We start from the raw sequence: 19134 nt of genomic DNA on the forward strand, positions 1-19134 counted from the left end.
TTTTATGTTGCCATAAACAGTAAAGAACGTCTCCTGCTACGAAAGTGCGACTTGCGGACAATTCATCTATCAATTTAATAAAAACATATTGATCATCCAGTTCGACCGTGATGGAAAAACTGTGCAGTATTATGATTTAAGTAAATTGCAATAGAGTAGTGGCCGCCATTTGGCGGTCTTTTATTTTGCATTTTCGGATAAAAGAAATGCGATGTATCAATAATAATGGAGGATGTTATTAATCTGCAAAGGAGAATGTGCAGCATGAAAAAATTATTGTTGATGAGTTTTATTTTATTATTGTCGCTGAATATGATGGCCGGATCATCCCCTGCTTACGCCAAACCACAGCACAAATGTATTACTCAATCTGAGATAAAGTTCGAGAATGATTTCCGGAGACTGTGGGTTGACCATGTATTGTGGACAAGCAACTACATTACAAGTGCCACGACAGCAGGTTCCGAGGATCAAAAAGATGTTCTTGAGCGGCTGCTGAGAAACCAGGAGGATATCGGAAACTCCATCAAACCAGTATACGGAGAGGCAGCTGGAAACAAACTTACAGACTTACTTAAGGAGCATATCGTTATTGCCGGCGGCATTGTTGAAGCAGCTAAAAGTGGTGATAAAGCAAAGCTCGATCAGCTAAACAAAGAATGGTTCAGGAATGCTGATGATATCGCGGCCTTCCTCAGCAAAGCCAACCCAAATCTAAAAAACGAAGATGTAAAAAAGTTACTGTATACACATTTGGAAATGGTGGCAGATGACCTAAATGCAAGCTTGAAAAAAGATTGGCAAGCAAGAATTGTTTCGATCGACGACGGTTTGACTCATATCATCATGATGTCCGATGCCATTTCAGAGGCAGTTGTAAAGCAGTTCCCAGAGAAGTTTAAGAAGTAAGAATAAGTTTGGGAAGGTTTTTTGGTCAGAACCATGACAATCAAACCTTCCTGTTATTATCTAGGTACCGACCAATTCCCACTAACAAGTACTTCTTCATTTTAGTAAATCCCCCACTACTCTGCATATTCCTTAAACTTGATGCATGCGCCTTTGTAGCTTTAATAATGTTTTTATATTAGACATATTTTTAATGCAACCCCATATTAATAGCTAAGTATGTTACAATTTAATGATAGCTTTTTATGTCTATAATACAACGGGGTGCTAATTTGGAATGTGTGCATTTAAAAGAGGTTACCGAAATTGCAAACCAGGTCAAGGGACATGGGATATATTTTTTCCAAGATCAGGACCGTTATATTTCTAATGTGGTTGACTTTGTCGTTTCAGGATTAGAACGGGATGAATATTCAATCATTGTAGAAAATGACCGAATAATACCCTTGATACAAAAAAGACTTAAAGACTTATTGGATGAAAGCCGTTTAGAAAAAGTGAATTTCATCAATAATTATGACTTTTATTATGCCAAGGGAGACTTTAGCGTTAATTCTATTTTTGATTTCCTCCCGAACCTAATCGAAGGTTATTCAGAAAACTTAACTGTCCGGAGCTGGGCACATGTAGAATGGCGAGATGAGCCAGCAGTAAGCAAAAAGTTAATGAGTTCTGAAAAAGAAGCTGATGAAATCGTGACCGAAACAAACCTTCTTTCTATTTGTGCCTACGATTCTGACAGGGTTAGTGAAGAATTAAAACAAAGTCTGCTGGCCTGCCACAACCTTCTTCTAAATGACAAAGAAAATGGCGTGTAAACTGACATCAGTTTTGGCACGCCATTTTTTTGATTAAAGATTAAATACTCGGTAACTTAAAAGTATTGCTTACATTGTCATTTTCTAGTTGTCATCAGAAAGTGATTTTTTATCACTAATGACTCCCTACTTTTTTTCGATAAATTGGCCAACCACAGATTTATTAATACCCACCTTGACTGCTGTTGATATAACCATATACAGAATAAATAATACAATGAAAAAAAAATAATATTTAAAACCAGAACAAATCCAGGTACACCCATATTTGAAATCATATTCCCACCCCCACTTACAATTATGCTAGCCTTTGAATGGAAATGAGTAGGAAAATATGAAAATTATGGTACAAATTTAATCCTTAATCTTCTCTTTAGTTGAAGATATGACCGAAAAATTGTGTGAGCATTGGAATCCCCATGTAACCTATCAAGATACCGACTAATAATACCCAAAAATAACTCCATTTAAGTAAACTTTTCATTTTCTTTCTCCATTTCTCGCTTTTCTACTTTCCAATACATTCTAATTACGCTAATTCTGAACAAGTCTTTCAAAGATGATTTCATAAGACGTGGTCTTTCCATGCCCATTATATTCTAAAGGCAGTACTTGTAATAATCTCCACCCATCAGCTGCATATTCACTAATGGTTTCCCTATGAGTTGCTGAAGAAAAAAATCCCCCCAGGGAAGTCTCTACAAATATATATTGGTACATTATATGCACCTCCAAATCTTATATTTTTCAATATGACATCTACATCACAAGTCAAGGATACTGAATAGACAGTCCCTATTCTTTGTCCATCTTTTCAACCCTCTGCCGATGATTTAAATCAATAACAATTTCTCCGACACCCATTGCAATTAATCCATTCAGCAAAGCAAAAATCAAAAGTGCCATATCTCCGCCACCATCTGTAAAAAGGATGATAATAATCCCCAATACACTAAAGAAAACAAAAGCCATTCCTAATAAATATAAAGCCCGGCCAACAAACAACTTTTTTCACCTCTTCGTCATTCTTTCTCCTCGTTGGTTCAATAAGTTCAACGACGAAGGTTGTAATTCCTTCATGTCTCCATGCAACCAATTAGAAAAAGTCACCGTTTCTTCTTGACCAATTCGATTAAATAAAAGGTCTGTGATATTAGAAATGATAGAAGAATGACAATTATTGTTCCTAACGTTAATACCATCTCTTCTGCCGGATCGCCACCACCCATAAAGAATGAAGCAAAAATAAAAAAGAAAATAAGACTTACCATTAGAGTTAAGAAAAAAACGCTAACATACTTTGACACAATAACCCCCCTAAAAGAAAACGAACTTATATTTATAAAAAACGTTGCGTACTTTTTTTGTACTAATCACTACATAGTTATATAAATCAATGGACAGGCATATGGATTAAATGAAACCTCAACAAAAGGAGCCTATAAAATTGAAACGAATAATTGCCTTATCAGGTCTACTGCTACTCTGTATTTATTTGGTCTATAACAGTCCTCAAATATCCCAGAAATACTCTGACATAGAGTCCTTAGAGACAAATGCCAGAATTGGCACCACTGATGACATTCTCGAATCGATCATACCTGAATTTGAATATGTACACGAGAAAGATAAAGACAAAGAAGTGGCTGGTTATATCATTGAAACTCACAGGGAGTATGAGATTCACAGGGATGAAGATGGTAAGATTTTAAAACAGGTCCCCACCTCAAACTTTGAATATATCAGATATAAAAAATACTAACTCACTTTGGGTTCAACTGAAGGCAGCACACTAGTTAAAAATGATGTTATACAAAATAAACGCTATTATAATGCCTATAACAACAAAACCGCCAATTGTTGGACTTCCAAAAAACGTTCTGTTCCAACCATCTTCAGTATTTTTAATATGATCTTTGTTTTCCTTATTCATGAGTCCCTATCCCCTATATTATAAATAGCTGCCTCACATGCCAAAACTAACTTTGTTTTACCTAGCCCAAAAGTTTATACAGATTCTCTACCTTTTTTATAGAATCAAAATATAAGAATTTTCAGTTCCAATCATTCTAATCACCCACAATAAAATATGTAATATTTTGTATACGATTGAATGGCAAAAAAGTTTCTAAAAATACACAAATGAGAGCCTGGCAAAAACCAGGCTCCTCTTTTTTTATGAAGCGGTTTTCGTTTTCAGCAGCTGGATGCCCATTCCAATAAAAACAATACCAGTCAAACGGTTTAAGACCGTTCCAACTTTTGCATTTTTCCTTAGCCTTGTTGTTGCCATCGAGGAAAAATGGGCAGTGAGCATGCACCAGATTCCCCCAGTCAATGTGAATGTCATTCCCAGGATGATGAACGGTATTGGGCTTGGAGTTCCTGCATCGGCCTGGATGAATTGAGGAAGAAATGCCAGGAAAAACAGAGCCACCTTCGGATTTGTTACATTTGTGATCATGCCTTGAAAAAAGATCTTTTTATTGCTCTGGATTGGCAGGGATTTCTGTTCATTTGTGTTGCTTTTCGCTATTAACATTTGAATTCCCAGATAAGCCAGGTATATGGCACCCGCAATTTTAATTGTTTGAAATAAAAAAGCTGATTGTGTCAATATGACTGATAACCCGAAAGCTGCAAGAAGGGTATGGACAACGATTCCTGAAGAAATTCCAAAAGCCGAGTAAATCCCGGCAGCCTTGCCTTGAGATATACTTCTGCTCACGATGTACATTGTATCCGTACCAGGCGTTAGATTAAGCAGGATCGCTGTTACCAGAAACACTTCGAAATTATTAATACCAAACATAATCCATCTTCCTCTGCCGTAAAATAACGTTCAATTAAACAACATTCTGCTGATGCTGCTCGATGAAAGCTGCTAACGCTTCTTTGAATTGCTCTATTTCTTCCATCGTATTATATGGTGCAAGGCCGATTCGAACCCAACCGCCTGCTGGATAGACATCGAGAGCCTCAGCCATCGTGGAAGCGTAGAAATCCCCATCTGCGACACACATATTGTATTTTTCCGCTAGCCATGCTGTGACCTCGCGGGAATGGTGACCTTCTATTGTGAAAGCAAATGTTGGTGTCCTGCGGCCAGAAGCTGCGCGATGTAATGTGACTTCCGGAAGGCTCCTCAAAAAGCTTTCCACTTCAGCTGCAATTCCATTTTCATATTCATCGATTGCATGCATTCCGGACAACAACCGTTCCCTTCTCGTTTCTCCATAACCCAATTCTTCAATGAATTGGATTGCTCCCATTACCCCGGCAATGCCTTCATGATTTTGAGTTCCGGTTTCGAGCTTGTAAGGGATCTCTACAGGTGCAGGCTTAAGCTTGTAGACAGGAAGTTTTTCAAATAAACTCTCCCTTACGACAGCAATGCCGACATGTGGGCCGAAAAACTTATAAGCAGAACATAGAAGGATGTCACATCCTAACTCCTGAACATCTATCGATAAATGCGGTACTCCATGGACAGCATCTACAACTGACAATGCCCCAACCTCTCTGCCCCGTTTTATTATGGGTTCTAAATCCGTTACAGTTCCAGTTACATTCGATGACATACCAGCTGCCACCAGCTTTGTTTTTTCCGTGATGAGCTCTTCCAAATCATCTAATTTCAAAGTGAAAGTATCAGGATCCAGTTTAATGAACTTTACTGTGGCACCACGGTCCCTCGCAAGGGTAATCCATGGATCAACATTGGCACGGTGGTCCAGCTCTGTGACTACAATTTCATCTCCCTCATTGATAAAAGACGCTAAACTCCGAGCGATAGCAAATGCATGAGTGGTCATGTTCGCACCAAAAGCCACCTCGTTCGCCTGGCAGCCGAGCAAATCAGCGACAGCCTGCCTGGCTTCGTCCAGCAATGCATCCGTATCAGCGCTGGTATTAAATGTCCCGTGAAGGTTTGCCATTCCATTCCTTATGTACCGATACATCGACTCCAACGCAAAATCCACCATCTGCGTACCGCCAGGACCATCAAAGTAAACCACCTGTTTGCCATCATCGTTACGGCTTAGGGCAGGAAACCTCTCCCTCACCTGTTCAATCGGAAACATACTAGCCAACCCGCACCACTCCTTAATAAAAGATAATCTCATTATGTCATAATTTTCTAAAAACTGCAGTTATAAAATTTCGACAAACGAAAGAGCCGACTCTTAAATTGCTCATCTAAAAACAAAAAAACCGCCTCAAATTAGACAAGTTAAATTAATATTTGATTGGGAACTTTTTAAACTATTCACTGGTTTGATTTACTTGCATTCTTTACTTCCATAAAAAAAGGCGAATAATCTTGTTCAGCATACCCAACCGTTAGTTATACATAAAGATCTGCACAATAACTGCATATTATATAAATGAAATGACAATAAGGGTTATTTCTTACCTTTTAGTTCTAAAAGTATAGGTGCTATATTCAGTAAGATAGAAACAATTGTCAAAAACCATAATGCCCTTGCCATACCAGGTACAACATCAGATAAAGCTGACCAATCTTCCCCTATTACCCACCGGGATACGTAACTGTAATCAGCACAAAGTGTTAAGGCAGTAAATGATAAACCCATCGCCATAGCAAGCTTATAATCCTTCCCTGCATTATACATATAAAGGTTTATAAAAGTTGCTACTATAGCAATGATCCCTAATATTACCCACATTACTAGACCTCCATTCATTTTTTTTATGTACTATAATAATACTAATGTGCTTCTCTCAATATTTTCATTTCTTTTTTTTATTCTTTTTTTTCTAACTGCTTCACTCTATGTAGTATCTGAAAAAGTATTGTAGTGGTAAAAGAAAATTGAACAATAAACAAAAGTAAATAAATGAATTCAATATTTTCTCCACCAATAATAGACCCAATTCCATATACCAGTACAAAACTTCCAATGCAGGTTATGATGAAAACAAACAACCAATTATCCATTATCTTTTCTCCTTCTAAATCTTCTGCTAATTATGATTTTTACATAAGCAATAGAATATCTTTCCGCAAAACTGTCCCTTTACTTCACTAAGCATATGGTTATCGCAATTCACAAGGCATTTTAATCTTCTAAAAAATCATCATAATACTCTTTCGGATTAGCAATATTGTTTTCAATAAAAAATCTAGCCTGATGTTTGAACATATCTATATAAGAATCTCTATCCATACTTAAATCTCCCAAATCTTCGACATCTCCTTGGACTTGAACAGTATCTGTTTTCAGGTCAATAAGGACGGTCAAATAAGTTTTTTCTTTATATTTAACAATACCGATGGCTTGTTGTTTCTCTAAATCTATATGAGGAAACTCGTGTTGTACTCCTGTCGATTTAAAAAGCGTATATCCAACATTAGATTTTTCAGCTTTATTATCCATTTTTCACCTCGTATTTTATAATCACCCTATTTATTATCCGTTTGCTGATGCTATCCTGTCCCTAGCTGCACAAGGAGTAAACAAAAAATGCGTTAACCCTTCAGGGATCAACACACCCATCCCATTCGTTGTCGTCGGTTGTATTTTCATATTTAAATCTAGCTTGATTATCTCTAACAAATTATACCAAATACTTCATCTCATTATTATAAATATTTTCACATACCAACACAATAAGCAGCACACAAAAGCTCAGAACCTATAGCTCTGAGCTTTCATTCTAGATCGCTACTTGACTGCTAGATAACATTTTGTAAAAAAACAGTGCCAGCCATTAACCTGTTTAGTACTTCACCGTAAAAATCACTTCTCAATGGTAACCATTTTATAATAGAGAAATGTAGAACTTACTAATCCGAATCCTAACATAATGCTTCCGCTCACCAGGTAATTATTAATATAGCTTTTAACAATTAAATGATAATAGGCTGTATCTGCTCCTCCACGACTGGCTAACCATGCATCCGCATTTGAAGTTCCAAATTTAACGCTGAATGCGATTAAAATAATTCCCAGCAATACTAATAAGGCACTAATCATCACAAAACCCTGAAATTTTTCCTTTGTCAATTTATCCCACCCCTACATAATAATTTATCATAAAAATCAGATAAATATTTGACTACTTAAAAGAATTTTACTTTACCTCAATCACGAATCCGTAAAAAGCATCTCCATGCGATACATGCTCTTCCTTTTCATCCATCCACCATACACCATATGAATAATAATAAATCCCTGCCTCAGTCGGGGCAGTAAAGCTGTTATCAGAAACTGTCACTTCCTTTTCCTCATTATCAAGAAATTGAATTAAGTGGATTTTATTTGGTTTTGATCATAATCCATGTCAAAAGAAATTGTTTCCCCAGCTTTAACGATAATGGGTTCTTCGCCTTCTAAACGCTCAACCGGTCCAGCTGTATCGACACATGTAGCTTTCCAGCAATAAGTGCCTAAATCCGTTTCGTATTTTTCATCTCCAATTTCCAGAAAAACTGCAGGTGGCTCAGCCCCAAACAATCCACCATTAGAACAGCCTGTCAATATTACTAAAAAAAACATGACGACTGCTAATAAATACTTCCACATACCAACACCCCTTTTGCAATTAGACGCAAAAATGATGGAAATGTTTCCTAAGTTTTTTCATCGATTGAAACCTGTAAACCAAAAAAAGGTGCTTGACGTCTCAAGCACCCTTTTACTCAACATAAAAAGGCAAGCACAGAACGCGCTTACCTTTTTGCCAATGTGAAAAGATTGATTAGGTTAAACTCGGGATCCTTACTAATGACTCTAATCTTCTGTTGATCAAAATCATGAAAAACCTTGTTTTAATCAATAAGGTAATGATCGCCTTAACCAAACTGTGAAGAATATTCACTGAAATCCCCCCACATTGAGATTAGTGTTAAAACTAACACTATTCTTAGTTTGTGCCAGACGCTTATTTCAATTCCCTTTTTTGATGATGGCCTCCCGATCCTCCATTTGTGGAGGTTCTTCAAACCAGCCGTTCTTGATTTTAATTTCAATTCCTTCCTGCGAATAGAAAAAAATATCCTTAGAAACCATAATGGCTTTCATCGATAAATCATTTCTTAAGGTGAAAAATGCACCGGCACCTGCTCCAACAAGCCCAAAGCCATTCAATAAATATATGCAATGCATCATGAGTTTATCTGAAAACGGCGGAATGGTCGATGTAGTGACCGTGCCCCCTAAAGCAGCTGAAGGCTGGAGATCACTCTCACGTAGAACTTCTTCCATGATTCCAATCTGCTTTTTAGCCAGTTCTTTTCCCTTGAGAAAAAATTTCTTTGCCTCTTTATTCTGGGCACATTGCGCAAAACCGGTAATCAACTGCATGCCGATAATATTGGATTCAAGATTGTGATTAATGATCCCAATTTCCAGATCGTTCAATACCCGCTTGTCTCCAAATAGCTTCATGCCCTTCATATACTTCTTGCTCTCGATGATTTCCGTTGTTTTTGGCATGCTCACCTTTGGCGGCTGTGAGAGAATCCCTTTTTCAAGGAGATAGAATGTTGCCAGTTTATAAATTTTTTGGGTAACCGTCGTAAGCCCCTCATAAATCGTCATCACCCGATTGTCATAAGACATATTCATATTCAATGTATATAAACCCATGCTCACTTGCTTCAATACACGAACAAACATAATATCAAAGCCATTGTCAAAAAGCTTTGGGGCATCCAAATGAACGTCCTCTGACGTAAATCCGATTGGCTTTACGATCCCTTGCTCCTTAAAAAGAACTTCCATCTCTTTAACATAGAAATCAAGCTCCTGCCACAATCCGCCTAAAATATTGCGAGCCTGCTGATCATCAGCTTTTTCAATAAAATATTCTAAAATCCTCATGATCAAGGTTTTCTCCTGATATGTCTGCCAAAGAGTCCCGACTTCAGATGCACTGATCGGCTTAGTTTGGACCAAGTAAATGCCCTCCTTACAATTCCATTTTAATTAATACAATCTCCAAATATTTGGAAATAATGCCTAATCAGACAGAAAAAAAGTAGAGTTAGTCCTTAGGCTTTGACGGTTAAAATCGAGTGGCGTTGCCATGGAACTTGATTACTGTACTTACCAGGAGCGTAAAAAGACACGCTTCTGCGATAGAAACGTGCCTTTATAGAGCTGCTGGCTTTATTCTAATAAATACGAAATAACCTCTGGTATCCGCTTTTTAAAGGCTTGATAGTTATGCTCTGCACCATCAATGACTTTCAGTTCTGCTTCGATTCCTTTTTGCCTGATAATCTCGAAGATAGCTTTATTGGTTTCCAGGAATGGCCCAGAAAGTTTCTCGCCACCTTCATTTGTGCCGCAATCCAAATATACTTTTTCCAGATAAGATAAATCTGCAGTTTTAAACAACTGCTCAATTTCCTCCTGGTTACGATAAAAACCGGATGAAAGGCCTGCGACTCTTTTAAAAATATGAGGATAAGTGCATGCTGCGTAGGTTGAGATTAACCCGCCCAAAGAGATTCCTGCCATATAGGTTTCGTTGGGCTCTGTGCAATACTTAGAGTCAATGAATGGTTTCAATTCGTTGACGATGAACTCAACATATTCCTTGCCTTTTCCTCCTTCAGTACTAGGTTTTCCAAGAAGTTTTGTTGTATATTCTCCGTTTATCCAAGGACAATACTCATTCACTCGCTCCTCTGAGTTCTGATCAATGCCCACGACGATGAGGTCAACTTCGTTCTTCTCCAGATAATCGTCCAGTTCAAGCCCCACACCACCAATCGACTCTTCATTTCCAAACACATTCTGTCCATCATGCATGTATAAAACAGGGTATTTATTGTTTTTTCTTTTCTTCGGCAAATAGACTCTAATTTTCCTTTCCTCTCCAAACATGGACACTGAGAAACTTTCTACCATATTTACACACTCTTTTCGATTAATATGATGAAAATTTTACCATATAGTTTGAGACCATACTAGAAAAGTTTGGAAAGAGAGACAAAAAGCATGGGATATCCCATGCTTAGTTGCTAATGACCTTCATCTTTTTCTTATCGCTGCTCAAAATGGCTACTTGGTACTTTTCATTCTGGATGGATTTTAGTGCTTCCTCTGATTGAAGAAAGTCCTCTACCGTCTTTTCGATATCTTTTACTACTTTGTCAACATCTGGATCTGTTGACTCCAGAAGCAATTGGACAGAGATATAAAAATGATCTTTTTTATTATTCGTAAAGCCTACGGAATCGATTTGGAATTCAGGATTTGCTTTCAACCCTAGGGCAATTGAATCAAAAATTTCCATGAACTTTCCGCCTCGTTCTTCCAAACCAGGATCATACGTGTAAACCTTCACCTCAATATCACCAAGCTCCCTTTGTTTGAGCTTTTCTTTAATCTCTAGTTTTATGTTCTTGATGTTAGTGTCGGTGATCGGAAGCTCAAGATTCACCCGCTTCAAGCTTATCCCGCTTGTATGTCTTGGAGAATCATAATTATACTTGCCCAGTACTTCATATACCGTTTTCTCTATTTTTTCTATTTTTTTATCTATTTCTATCGATTCTTCATCCATCTTGCTCCATTGTTCAGCAGCTTCTGGATTGTTTGCGACCCTGATTTCATACTCTTCCTCATTCCTTGCTTCCAGGATACCACTGATCATATCTTTTATTGGTGTTTTCGTTTCTTTGAAATATTCCTCGGTATTAAAAACCATCGCTTCAATATACTTTTCTTTTCTATTAACATGCAAAGCAATATTTTTAAAATCATGCTCCAAGATCGCTTGATTTATTTCATTTTCAAGGGTTTGCACCTGAATTTTATCTTCAAAAATAAGGTTCAGGTAAGGAATACGTGATGCCACTTGTGCTACGGCTGGTGAAACAAAGGCGGTGCTGATGAAAAGTCCAACTGCTGCGGCAGCGGATATTGAGAGAATCGTCACTCTCTTTCGGATGACACCTCTTTGTTGATTCCTTGTGTTTCTTTGAAACTTGTTCCAGTCGTCATCTACTTGCTTTTCTGCTTCCATGGTGATCGGTTTCTTTGGTATCTCGTCGATCAATCGATAGATACTTTTGGGTACCTCCAGCTGGTCAAGCGATTCCACCCTGTCCTCGTTGTTAGACCCCATTTACTTTCACCTCCTGTAAAAATTGCTTAGATTCCTGCAGAATTTTCGCTAAGCTCTGTTTCCCTCGCTTCATCCTTGCTTTTACCGTATTAATATTTTCATTGAGGATTTGCGAGATTTCTTTTACAGACATGTCCTCATAATAATGAAGGAAGAGCGGCAAACTCTGTTCTCTTTTTAACTTCATCAGGTGGCGTACCATTTCACTCTTACTTTCTTTATGTATAGCGATTTGCTGAGCTGACTCGGAAGTAATTTTCAGTTGAGCTTCTCTATTTTCATCAAAATCGATGTAAGCCTGGCGATTATTTTTACGGTATATGTCTATCGACCGTGAATACACAAGCGTATAAAACCATGCCTTGAAATTCGTGATGTCTTTCTGTTTCATAATGCTGACATATGCACCCTCCAGGGCAATCTGCAATGCATCCTCTGCATGCTCCTTTGACCTAAGAATCAAATAAGCCGATTTAAAAGCTGAAGACATCAATGGCGTTACAAGTATGCTGAATGCCTCATGGTCTCCTCCCCTTATCCTGCCAATCAATTCCTGCTCTTTATTCAATGAGGAAACCCCCTTTCCATTTGCTACATAAGTATAACGAAATGAAGTAAATATTTGGTTGCATTTTTTTGAAAAAAACTAGAAAAAAGACTTCAACATGGAGTTATTCCCTGAATAGAAAGAGAATTCTCGAAGGATACAGAAAAAAACTTTCTTCAACGCATATTTGAATACCGGAAAAATATATTTAATCTGACTTTGAGGTTGCTTAGGGGGCATTTTATGAAGAGATTAATCGTGATCATGTTGGTAATTATCATTGTCAGCATTGGATCCTTCTGGACTTTTGACTATGTCAGTACTGATGGGGACTTCACTAAATGGAGCCATACAACCATGGGCTACGAACATTACGAGGACGGGAAGAAATACTATTTGGGTTATGTTTTTAACTGGGAAGGTATCGGTAAACCAACCCTAGAAAAAGTGGAATTCATTAAGAAAGACGGAACTATTGTCGCCAAGGACGATGATGAGTTCAAAATTGAACCTTATGTAGCGGACAATGGAAATATTGGCGGTCTAGATGAAGAATCCCTAGTAGAAGAAGGAATACACGAGGATCTTATTGATGTTAAAAATTATCAAGTAGACAAAGGTTTTTATTTAATATTAGCTGTGCAATACAATGGCACGACTCCAGAAAATGATATTAATTTATTAAGGATTACCTATAAAAAGTTCGGCGTAACCCAGCACCGGGAAATTTCATTCGATGATGGAGTGATTACTGATCCGATGGAAAACTAAAGAAAGAATCCTGCATCAGTTTGCTAAAGAGCTTTTTTGCTGATGATAGGCAACACCATGTATGGGTTCACATTTTTGCTGATGGCTGTTCTCGTAAAGATTGTTGTTAAAATCCTAAAGCCGATTTTAACGTAGTGCAAGGCCATTTTGCAGTCGGAATAAAGTTTGCAGCTCTTTTCTCACAAAAGAGTCAACTTTACCAAGAAAAATGGTCATAAGATCCTATTTTGTAGTCAAATAGCAACAAAGTTTGAGAAAAGAGCCTTGCTGAAGGCTGTTCTCGTAAAGATTGTTGTTAAAATCCTAAAGCCGATTTTAACGTAGTGCAAGGCCATTTTGCAGTCGGAATAAAGTTTGCATGCTCTTTTCTCACAAAAGAGTCAACTTTACCAAGAAAAATGGTCATAAAATCCTATTTTGTAGTCAAATAGCAACAAAGTTTGAGAATAGATCCTTGCTGAAAATAACGACATGCCATCAAAATGAAAGGCAAGGGAATTTCTCCCTTGCCTTTCTAGATTTCTGCTTTCCTAGCTATGCAAACTCCCTTTTAACCATTGACGCGGACGATAGGAGCCGATTGGTATCTGGATTAAGGTGGTTGCAACTTTCATTCTATAAAGCTCATCAGCCTTGCTTGTATCGAACCCTAACAGTGGATGGCCCCCTAAACCAAGAGCAGACGCAGTTAAAAGTAAATTTTGAACGAGCATTCCCGCTTCCATCTGTAATATCCGGTACCCTCTGTATCCTAATTCTTCTCGAAAAAAATCTATATTGCCTGCGACATGCAAGCAGAGTGGTACTTGCATGAGGTTGACGTTGTCAATGGACAACCCTGTCTGTAATCGCACACGGTGATCTCCTTGTTGAATTTCTTGTAAAGAATGTTGTAGCTGGTTGTAAAAATAAGCTCCATTTGGAATGCCTTCTACATTATAGAAACAGCCGTATATCGAAACTCTGGGCCCCTGGCTGCAGTAAAATTCGTCCAGATCATTGCGGTATGAAAAAGTAGACATAGACTCCTTCAGTAGGGAAGCCAGCTGCTGCTGATTAACCCTGGACAAAACAAAGTCCATTTCAGGTGAGGAACGCTGCTTGCTTATCTCTGCCAAATCAAACACTAATGATTCCGTTTGCGGGAGACTGATCTGCAGACTTTCCTCAATGTCTCTAGACGGGTTACAGACCCTGGTAATCGACTCGGTGGATTCAAGTTTCGAAGCTTCATTCAAGGTTATTAATTTTGGAAACTGTAATACTTTCTCCGACCTTTCATAACGCTTAAATACAACCGGTTTCAGCTTTCTTTTTAATTCTTCTGACGATATGTTTTTGTGGGAAGCTGTTCCATTCGCAGTCCAGTTTGTAGTTTCCACTGACAGCGGAATAATCGAATACACACTCTCCTCCTGCTCAGATAACCCGAGAAGATGGTTGATTGCTGAATCGAGATATTGAAAGTAAACACCTGAAGCGAAACCAAAACGTTTCGCCGTTTCCAGCAGCTGCCCCATCATTACTCCAGCATCCAACCCCTGCAGCCGGTACGAAAAATTATTATATTTAAAGAAGTTTTTCCAAAACATCGTAGAAATGAATGCAGTCCCAAAGCAAGAAGATATATCGCAACGGTCGCCAATAGCGGCAGCAATATATGAATCGAAGTTACCAGCCCTCAGCAGAACAAGACAGTGATGGGCCGGGTCATAATGATATACCCCTTCAGGCAGATCCTCTATCTTTAAATATACATAAAGTTCATTAGGGTATAGACCCCCGCCGGAAGGAGCATACCTTCTAAAGGTATGGGCGGGATCAGCATCATCAGAGAAAAATGACTCACTTACTTGGGTAATTCCGTAAACATACCAGAGGAAATGTCCGATCTCCTTGATATTCGGCTTGGATGGCTGCTTGTTTTCTGCCAAGGACAAGGGCACCTCCCCGGAAAGTGGCACCACTGGCAATCCTTGATAAAGTTTATAAGAAAGAGGAGCGTCCTCCCAGTTTGGTTCCCAGTTTTGCTGATTGGCACGATCGATATTAAACTGAAGATCCGTTAAAAATTGATTAAGATTCATCCTGCTGCCTCCTAAGGGAACGGATGCGGAAAGTGATTTAATTCTTCAAATGACAAAGGTTCTTTCACATATCCAAGCTTCATTGGGACGTGGAGAACCCGGTCGAGCCCTTTGAGACGGGTCAAATGGTGTCCAAAGGTCATTGGCAGCATCCCCGGTATCAATACTTTCACACAATAGAGCCCATTTTTCCTTATTTCAGGAGGAGTCTGGTCGACAACGATGACATTGAGCCCCAATCGCCGAAATTCCTTGAGGATATCATTGAGATCTTCCGTCAGGTCTGCATGACGCGACTCATTATTAAAAGCGTCCTGAAAACTCTGTAATGGCCGGTCATCTTCGAGCAGGAAACCTAAGCGTGCTTCCGCCTGCGGCAATCCGTACAGCATTCCGTGATCATCCATCTCTCGCACTAGTGAATCATCATCAAGCATTTGCATGTATTTTTCCTTGTTGGATTCCAGTTTTTCATCGAGATTGAGCATCATGCCGGCGAGCTCCTGAATCGCGCTTTTGGCAGCCTTTACTGGATCAAGATGGGCGCCTGCCGCACAAATAATGTTCAATCCATTATCCTTCCTGTTTTTCGCCATCGCCCAGACACTTGGAATACCATGCTCCATGGTGGCATTAAATAAATATAAATCATATCCAGCTACAGCCCTCATCCGCTCCGCCATCAAAAGCAGTTCTTCATCTTCAGCCGATTGAAGATCAAGGCGTGGCAGTTTCAGCTTTGAGTACCAGGACAAGAGGAAGGAATCACGCTCTACCACTTCCATGATGCCGTAGAAAATCGCCTCTTCCCTGCTTCCTCCAAGCGCGCAGCCATTTGACGTTTCATAGACAAATCCTGCTGACCCGCATCCCAGACTATAATAGGATAGAAGTTCTGGCACGAGAATCGGCCGCTCTTCAATCAGTGAGTAACCCCATACCCAATCCATCTGCCGGTCTGGGTCAAATTTTCGAAAAGGAAATCCTGGCTTTTCATATTCTTCATCAGCATGGACACCTACTTCCAATGGATTCAAGGCGTGCTGTTCCAGGTTACGGTAACTGTCATGAACGGCTGTCCGCTTACCGCGAGGCTGAAGTCCGCAGTGACGCTCAAGCCCCTCCAGAATGGCAGTCAATTCGCTTTCTGCGTAGCATTGTGTCCTGCCGGCTGTCCCCTCATTTCCCCCTGAAATCATTGGCAGATTGACGCTAGCATCAGCGAAGGGAGTGACCAAATCGTACATTTTACTGTTTAACAGCCCTGTCCGGTTGTCAAAATAATCGGCAACGAGCACTTCCTTCATCTTATCAAGCGGTGTACATCGGTAGCTGCTGGCACTAATCTTCGGACTTGAATTTAATGAGATTTTAGCAAGAGAAGCTGAATCGTCTGGAATTGAACTGCAAACCTGGCACGAGGAATCTGCCAGAAACGTATGCCACGATCCATTCAATGTTTTTAAGTCGGTAAAATGCATCCGTCCTGCGGAAAGGCCCTCCTCGCCCGCAAGTACTCGATCTGCTTCAGTTACAATTATATGAACCATATGCAGAAGGCCACTTTTAGATGCCCAAGGGTCTGAACTCGTTTCTTTTTCAGACAGCTTTTTCTTCACCTCATTCATTTCGCTCCGTTCCTGCCCCCCCAGCAGTTTCCTCAGGTCAGCACATTGGGAACATCCTGGTTTGCCTGGCCTGACGAGCGGTCCAATGATTCCTTCTCCAAACGAAATAAAGGCACGGAGCCAGGGACTGCCACTCAGTTTTACCGTTTCTTCAGCTTTTTGATGCGCAGTGGGGTTCCAGGAATCATGAAGGACAAGCATCAACTCAGAATTTTCGGGAAGCCCATTCTCAAAATCTGTCCTTCGGAACACTTGATAGCGTGAGGATAATTCTTCAGCAACCGAGTCTGCGAGCCAGCCTTCCCCGATAATGACTACGAAGGAACTCAACTCAATCCCTCCTCTCGCAGAGATACACCAAATACGCCTTCTAGTTGCTGACTGAACATCGGTTCAAAGCTTAATTCATACACTGACATTTCGGTTCTGTTCTGTTTAAGAACTTCAATCGCTGCCTGCAAAGTTTCACGCTGGATCCTTCCTGTGCATTCCGGAATCGGTAAGCTATGTTTCTCACTTTCCGGAAAATAAACCTGTGACTCCTGCAGAATTCTAACTCCAGAAGATTCATTTTGAAAATGTGATAATGCATTCTGCAAAGCGCTTCTTAACGCCAAAGTTTTATTCAGCCCTGCGCTTCCATACCAGCCTTTTTTCGTACCGATCCAGATAACAGGGAAACCGTGGACTTCCTTCCCAACCCCAACTCGCGGTGCTCCCTGTATTGTCGTAAGAGCCTTTAAATAGAAAGCACATCGCTCGTCTTCAATCAACTGGAGGTCAATAAGAGAAATACACTCTTTCTCGTTGAACTTTCGAGTATCCAATTCCTTTGTGAGACATTTTTGCAGTCCTCTCCCAACTGCTTCCGCAAAAGATTCACCGGCACCTACACCAAGATTTTGTCCGTTTCCAATCACTTCTGCCATGCGGTTTGCATATGTTTCAATCCCCGTCAACGCCGCCTCCGTTCTTGCTTCTTCATGTGTGAACCCTGAACAAACCGTTGCGGCCAGTAATTCAGACGGCCCATCTGATAGCGGATCTGCTGCCTGGACCCTGCATTGTGCCAAGGGAAGCTGCTTAAGGTCACCCTCCTCCCATTCATGTAATATCCCAGTCTCTTTGGAAGTCAATAGACTAAAATACTGCAAAAGTTTTTCAGGTTCAACTTTTCTGTAGTTCTGAGCAAGTCGACTTTCAATATCCTCTATCTTTTCGGATGAAAAAACTTCTGTTACTAGTGGATGTGGTGAAACTAAATGCCAGCTTCCCTCAAGAGTTTCTAAATTCAACAGATAGATCTGGTTTCTTTGTTCAGCAGTCGTGACGCCCGCAAGTTTTTTATATAATTCAAAGGTAATAACATTTGCCAGTAATGCCCCAGTGGTTGAGGACATAACCGGGTCCTTCTGCTCTTTTACCAAAACAGAAGAATGCAATCTTCTCCATGCCGACTCCCAGCAAAGCTCTGAATCAGGAGCAAACATTGGACCAGCCATGCCTGTTTGTTTGAACAGTATGGCGGGAATGAAGGTTTTCCTCTCCTCCCTGCAAATTGATTGTAAAAGCCCCAATTCTTCAACATTGCCATTTTGTGAAACATACAGGACTGAGTCGAAAGGCCTCAGCAGCCCGCTCCAGTCTCCATCGGTACTTTTAAGCTCCTCGTACTCCACCTCCGAATCAGTTCTACGTGCATGGTTCACGAGCTCAGCCAACCTTTTTCTATTGGTCGGGATATCATCTGTAATAGAGACATTCAGTTTCTGCAGACCGGATTCCAGCAAAGTTGAAATGAGCGAGTTCAATATGGGACCGGAGCCTACCGCCAGTACCTTTGCATTGCGGAATGACTGGAATCTTGATGCACCTGAACCAGCCAAATTATCGGCAAACTCAATTTGTGAAGCGAATTTCTTCAGGACTTGCTCAGATAATTGATGCTTTTCATCCTCGCTCACATCCCTGACAAAACCATTTTCAAGAAGAACTTCAGTAATTTGATAAACTCGCTGCCTGTAAGCTTCAGGCAGGCCATCGGTTAATTTCCCCAGCGAATACTCCCCGTTAAACATTGGCAGCAGCTTTTCAACCCACTGGTCAATTCCATTGCCTTCAAGACGAAAGGAACATGAGTTATTCCTTAAATACACACCACTGTTTGGTTCTGCGAGATAAAATGTATCTCTTTTCACCTTCAATACCATAGAAGGGTCCAGCTTCACCATCTCACTCCTCCTCAGGCACAAATGCCTTTACTCTCC

General features: G+C 39.9%; 22 protein-coding genes. 4 read left to right on the forward strand and 18 right to left on the reverse strand.

The annotated features are described in order from the left end of the window. The first annotated feature begins 264 nt into the window (after window positions 1–264). A complete protein-coding gene (locus J7E32_RS19110) occupies window positions 265–909 on the forward strand; it encodes a glycosyltransferase (protein ID WP_214910742.1) in 645 nt (214 codons plus the stop codon). A 281-nt stretch (window positions 910–1190) separates the two neighbouring features. Then, window positions 1191–1727: an MEDS domain-containing protein gene (locus J7E32_RS19115; RefSeq protein ID WP_353654076.1), complete on the forward strand. Its 537-nt coding sequence runs from the start codon at window positions 1191–1193 to the stop codon at window positions 1725–1727. 534 nt (window positions 1728–2261) lie between these two features. Here the strand turns inward: J7E32_RS19115 and J7E32_RS19120 are convergent. Then, window positions 2262–2447 (reverse strand): DUF4177 domain-containing protein, encoded by a 186-nt coding sequence (locus tag J7E32_RS19120; RefSeq protein ID WP_214910746.1) that lies wholly within the window; start codon window positions 2445–2447, stop codon window positions 2262–2264. A 75-nt stretch (window positions 2448–2522) separates the two neighbouring features. Further along, window positions 2523–2699 (reverse strand): hypothetical protein, encoded by a 177-nt coding sequence (locus J7E32_RS19125; RefSeq protein ID WP_214910748.1) that lies wholly within the window; start codon window positions 2697–2699, stop codon window positions 2523–2525. Window positions 2700–3174: 475 nt separating this feature from the next. Between J7E32_RS19125 and J7E32_RS19130 the strand changes: the two genes are divergently transcribed. Beyond that, on the forward strand, window positions 3175–3489 hold the full coding sequence (locus tag J7E32_RS19130) for a hypothetical protein (protein ID WP_214910750.1): 315 nt from the start codon (window positions 3175–3177) through the stop codon (window positions 3487–3489). 30 nt (window positions 3490–3519) lie between these two features. On the opposite strand, the gene J7E32_RS19135 is transcribed toward J7E32_RS19130, so the two are convergent. The 13 genes from J7E32_RS19135 to J7E32_RS19190 form a co-directional block, all read right to left on the reverse strand. Beyond that, complete coding sequence (locus J7E32_RS19135) at window positions 3520–3660, reverse strand: hypothetical protein (RefSeq protein ID WP_214910751.1); 141 nt, start codon at window positions 3658–3660, stop codon at window positions 3520–3522. Between the two features lie 243 nt (window positions 3661–3903). Continuing rightward, entirely contained in the window at window positions 3904–4539 is a 636-nt protein-coding gene (locus J7E32_RS19140; RefSeq protein ID WP_214910753.1) for a LysE family translocator, read from the reverse strand. A gap of 34 nt (window positions 4540–4573) precedes the next feature. Continuing rightward, complete coding sequence (locus tag J7E32_RS19145) at window positions 4574–5812, reverse strand: cysteine desulfurase-like protein (RefSeq protein WP_286183578.1); 1239 nt, start codon at window positions 5810–5812, stop codon at window positions 4574–4576. A gap of 321 nt (window positions 5813–6133) precedes the next feature. After that, complete coding sequence (locus J7E32_RS19150) at window positions 6134–6418, reverse strand: hypothetical protein (RefSeq protein WP_214910757.1); 285 nt, start codon at window positions 6416–6418, stop codon at window positions 6134–6136. 77 nt (window positions 6419–6495) lie between these two features. After that, window positions 6496–6690: a hypothetical protein gene (locus tag J7E32_RS19155; protein ID WP_214910760.1), complete on the reverse strand. Its 195-nt coding sequence runs from the start codon at window positions 6688–6690 to the stop codon at window positions 6496–6498. Between the two features lie 121 nt (window positions 6691–6811). Then, window positions 6812–7129: a hypothetical protein gene (locus J7E32_RS19160; protein ID WP_214910762.1), complete on the reverse strand. Its 318-nt coding sequence runs from the start codon at window positions 7127–7129 to the stop codon at window positions 6812–6814. A gap of 363 nt (window positions 7130–7492) precedes the next feature. Then, entirely contained in the window at window positions 7493–7759 is a 267-nt protein-coding gene (locus J7E32_RS19165; RefSeq protein ID WP_214910764.1) for a hypothetical protein, read from the reverse strand. Window positions 7760–7826: 67 nt separating this feature from the next. Continuing rightward, window positions 7827–7970, reverse strand: a complete 144-nt coding sequence (locus J7E32_RS23020; RefSeq protein WP_286183569.1) for a hypothetical protein — start codon at window positions 7968–7970, stop codon at window positions 7827–7829. 29 nt (window positions 7971–7999) lie between these two features. After that, a complete protein-coding gene (locus J7E32_RS23025; protein ID WP_286183570.1) occupies window positions 8000–8278 on the reverse strand; it encodes a hypothetical protein in 279 nt (92 codons plus the stop codon). A gap of 363 nt (window positions 8279–8641) precedes the next feature. After that, window positions 8642–9652 (reverse strand): DUF3231 family protein, encoded by a 1011-nt coding sequence (locus J7E32_RS19175; protein ID WP_214910766.1) that lies wholly within the window; start codon window positions 9650–9652, stop codon window positions 8642–8644. A gap of 213 nt (window positions 9653–9865) precedes the next feature. Continuing rightward, window positions 9866–10612, reverse strand: a complete 747-nt coding sequence (locus J7E32_RS19180) for an alpha/beta hydrolase (RefSeq protein ID WP_214910768.1) — start codon at window positions 10610–10612, stop codon at window positions 9866–9868. A gap of 106 nt (window positions 10613–10718) precedes the next feature. Then, window positions 10719–11834 carry a DUF4030 domain-containing protein gene (locus tag J7E32_RS19185; RefSeq protein WP_214910770.1) on the reverse strand — a complete coding sequence of 372 codons (1116 nt, stop codon included), beginning with the start codon at window positions 11832–11834 and terminating at the stop codon, window positions 10719–10721. After that, on the reverse strand, window positions 11824–12402 hold the full coding sequence (locus J7E32_RS19190; RefSeq protein ID WP_214910772.1) for an RNA polymerase sigma factor: 579 nt from the start codon (window positions 12400–12402) through the stop codon (window positions 11824–11826). Before J7E32_RS19190 ends, J7E32_RS19185 begins: the two co-directional genes overlap by 11 nt. Before the next feature lie 222 nt (window positions 12403–12624). Here J7E32_RS19190 and J7E32_RS19195 point away from each other — a divergent pair, with 222 nt between their 5' ends. Then, window positions 12625–13152 (forward strand): hypothetical protein, encoded by a 528-nt coding sequence (locus J7E32_RS19195; RefSeq protein WP_214910774.1) that lies wholly within the window; start codon window positions 12625–12627, stop codon window positions 13150–13152. A 530-nt stretch (window positions 13153–13682) separates the two neighbouring features. On the opposite strand, the gene J7E32_RS19200 is transcribed toward J7E32_RS19195, so the two are convergent. Genes J7E32_RS19200 through J7E32_RS19210 form a run of 3 tightly spaced genes read right to left on the reverse strand, consistent with a single transcriptional unit; the run spans window position 13683 to window position 19098 of the window. Then, window positions 13683–15239, reverse strand: coding sequence for a SagB family peptide dehydrogenase (locus J7E32_RS19200; RefSeq protein WP_214910776.1), 1557 nt, complete (start codon window positions 15237–15239; stop codon window positions 13683–13685). A gap of 11 nt (window positions 15240–15250) precedes the next feature. Further along, window positions 15251–17197, reverse strand: coding sequence for a TOMM precursor leader peptide-binding protein (locus tag J7E32_RS19205; RefSeq protein WP_214910778.1), 1947 nt, complete (start codon window positions 17195–17197; stop codon window positions 15251–15253). Beyond that, the gene (locus J7E32_RS19210) at window positions 17194–19098 is read right to left on the reverse strand and encodes a putative thiazole-containing bacteriocin maturation protein (RefSeq protein ID WP_214910780.1); all 1905 of its coding nucleotides are present in this window, start codon (window positions 19096–19098) and stop codon (window positions 17194–17196) included. Before J7E32_RS19210 ends, J7E32_RS19205 begins: the two co-directional genes overlap by 4 nt. Between the last annotated feature and the right edge of the window lie 36 nt (window positions 19099–19134).

It is taken from the genome of Bacillus sp. ISL-55, from assembly GCF_018613155.1.
Taxonomy (GTDB): domain Bacteria; phylum Bacillota; class Bacilli; order Bacillales; family Cytobacillaceae; genus Mesobacillus.

Coding starts and splice junctions, on each gene's coding strand:
- J7E32_RS19140 (WP_214910753.1), bottom strand. CDS start 4,539: ATGTTTGGTATTAATAATTTCGAAGTGTTTCTGGTAACAGCGATCCTG.
- J7E32_RS19210 (WP_214910780.1), bottom strand. CDS start 19,098: ATGGTGAAGCTGGACCCTTCTATGGTATTGAAGGTGAAAAGAGATACA.
- J7E32_RS19125 (WP_214910748.1), bottom strand. CDS start 2,699: ATGGCTTTTGTTTTCTTTAGTGTATTGGGGATTATTATCATCCTTTTT.
- J7E32_RS19110 (WP_214910742.1), top strand. CDS start 265: ATGAAAAAATTATTGTTGATGAGTTTTATTTTATTATTGTCGCTGAAT.
- J7E32_RS19180 (WP_214910768.1), bottom strand. CDS start 10,612: ATGGTAGAAAGTTTCTCAGTGTCCATGTTTGGAGAGGAAAGGAAAATT.
- J7E32_RS19135 (WP_214910751.1), bottom strand. CDS start 3,660: ATGAATAAGGAAAACAAAGATCATATTAAAAATACTGAAGATGGTTGG.
- J7E32_RS19185 (WP_214910770.1), bottom strand. CDS start 11,834: ATGGGGTCTAACAACGAGGACAGGGTGGAATCGCTTGACCAGCTGGAG.
- J7E32_RS23025 (WP_286183570.1), bottom strand. CDS start 8,278: ATGTGGAAGTATTTATTAGCAGTCGTCATGTTTTTTTTAGTAATATTG.
- J7E32_RS19195 (WP_214910774.1), top strand. CDS start 12,625: ATGAAGAGATTAATCGTGATCATGTTGGTAATTATCATTGTCAGCATT.
- J7E32_RS19150 (WP_214910757.1), bottom strand. CDS start 6,418: ATGTGGGTAATATTAGGGATCATTGCTATAGTAGCAACTTTTATAAAC.
- J7E32_RS19155 (WP_214910760.1), bottom strand. CDS start 6,690: ATGGATAATTGGTTGTTTGTTTTCATCATAACCTGCATTGGAAGTTTT.
- J7E32_RS19200 (WP_214910776.1), bottom strand. CDS start 15,239: ATGAATCTTAATCAATTTTTAACGGATCTTCAGTTTAATATCGATCGT.
- J7E32_RS19120 (WP_214910746.1), bottom strand. CDS start 2,447: ATGTACCAATATATATTTGTAGAGACTTCCCTGGGGGGATTTTTTTCT.
- J7E32_RS19160 (WP_214910762.1), bottom strand. CDS start 7,129: ATGGATAATAAAGCTGAAAAATCTAATGTTGGATATACGCTTTTTAAA.
- J7E32_RS19145 (WP_286183578.1), bottom strand. CDS start 5,812: ATGTTTCCGATTGAACAGGTGAGGGAGAGGTTTCCTGCCCTAAGCCGT.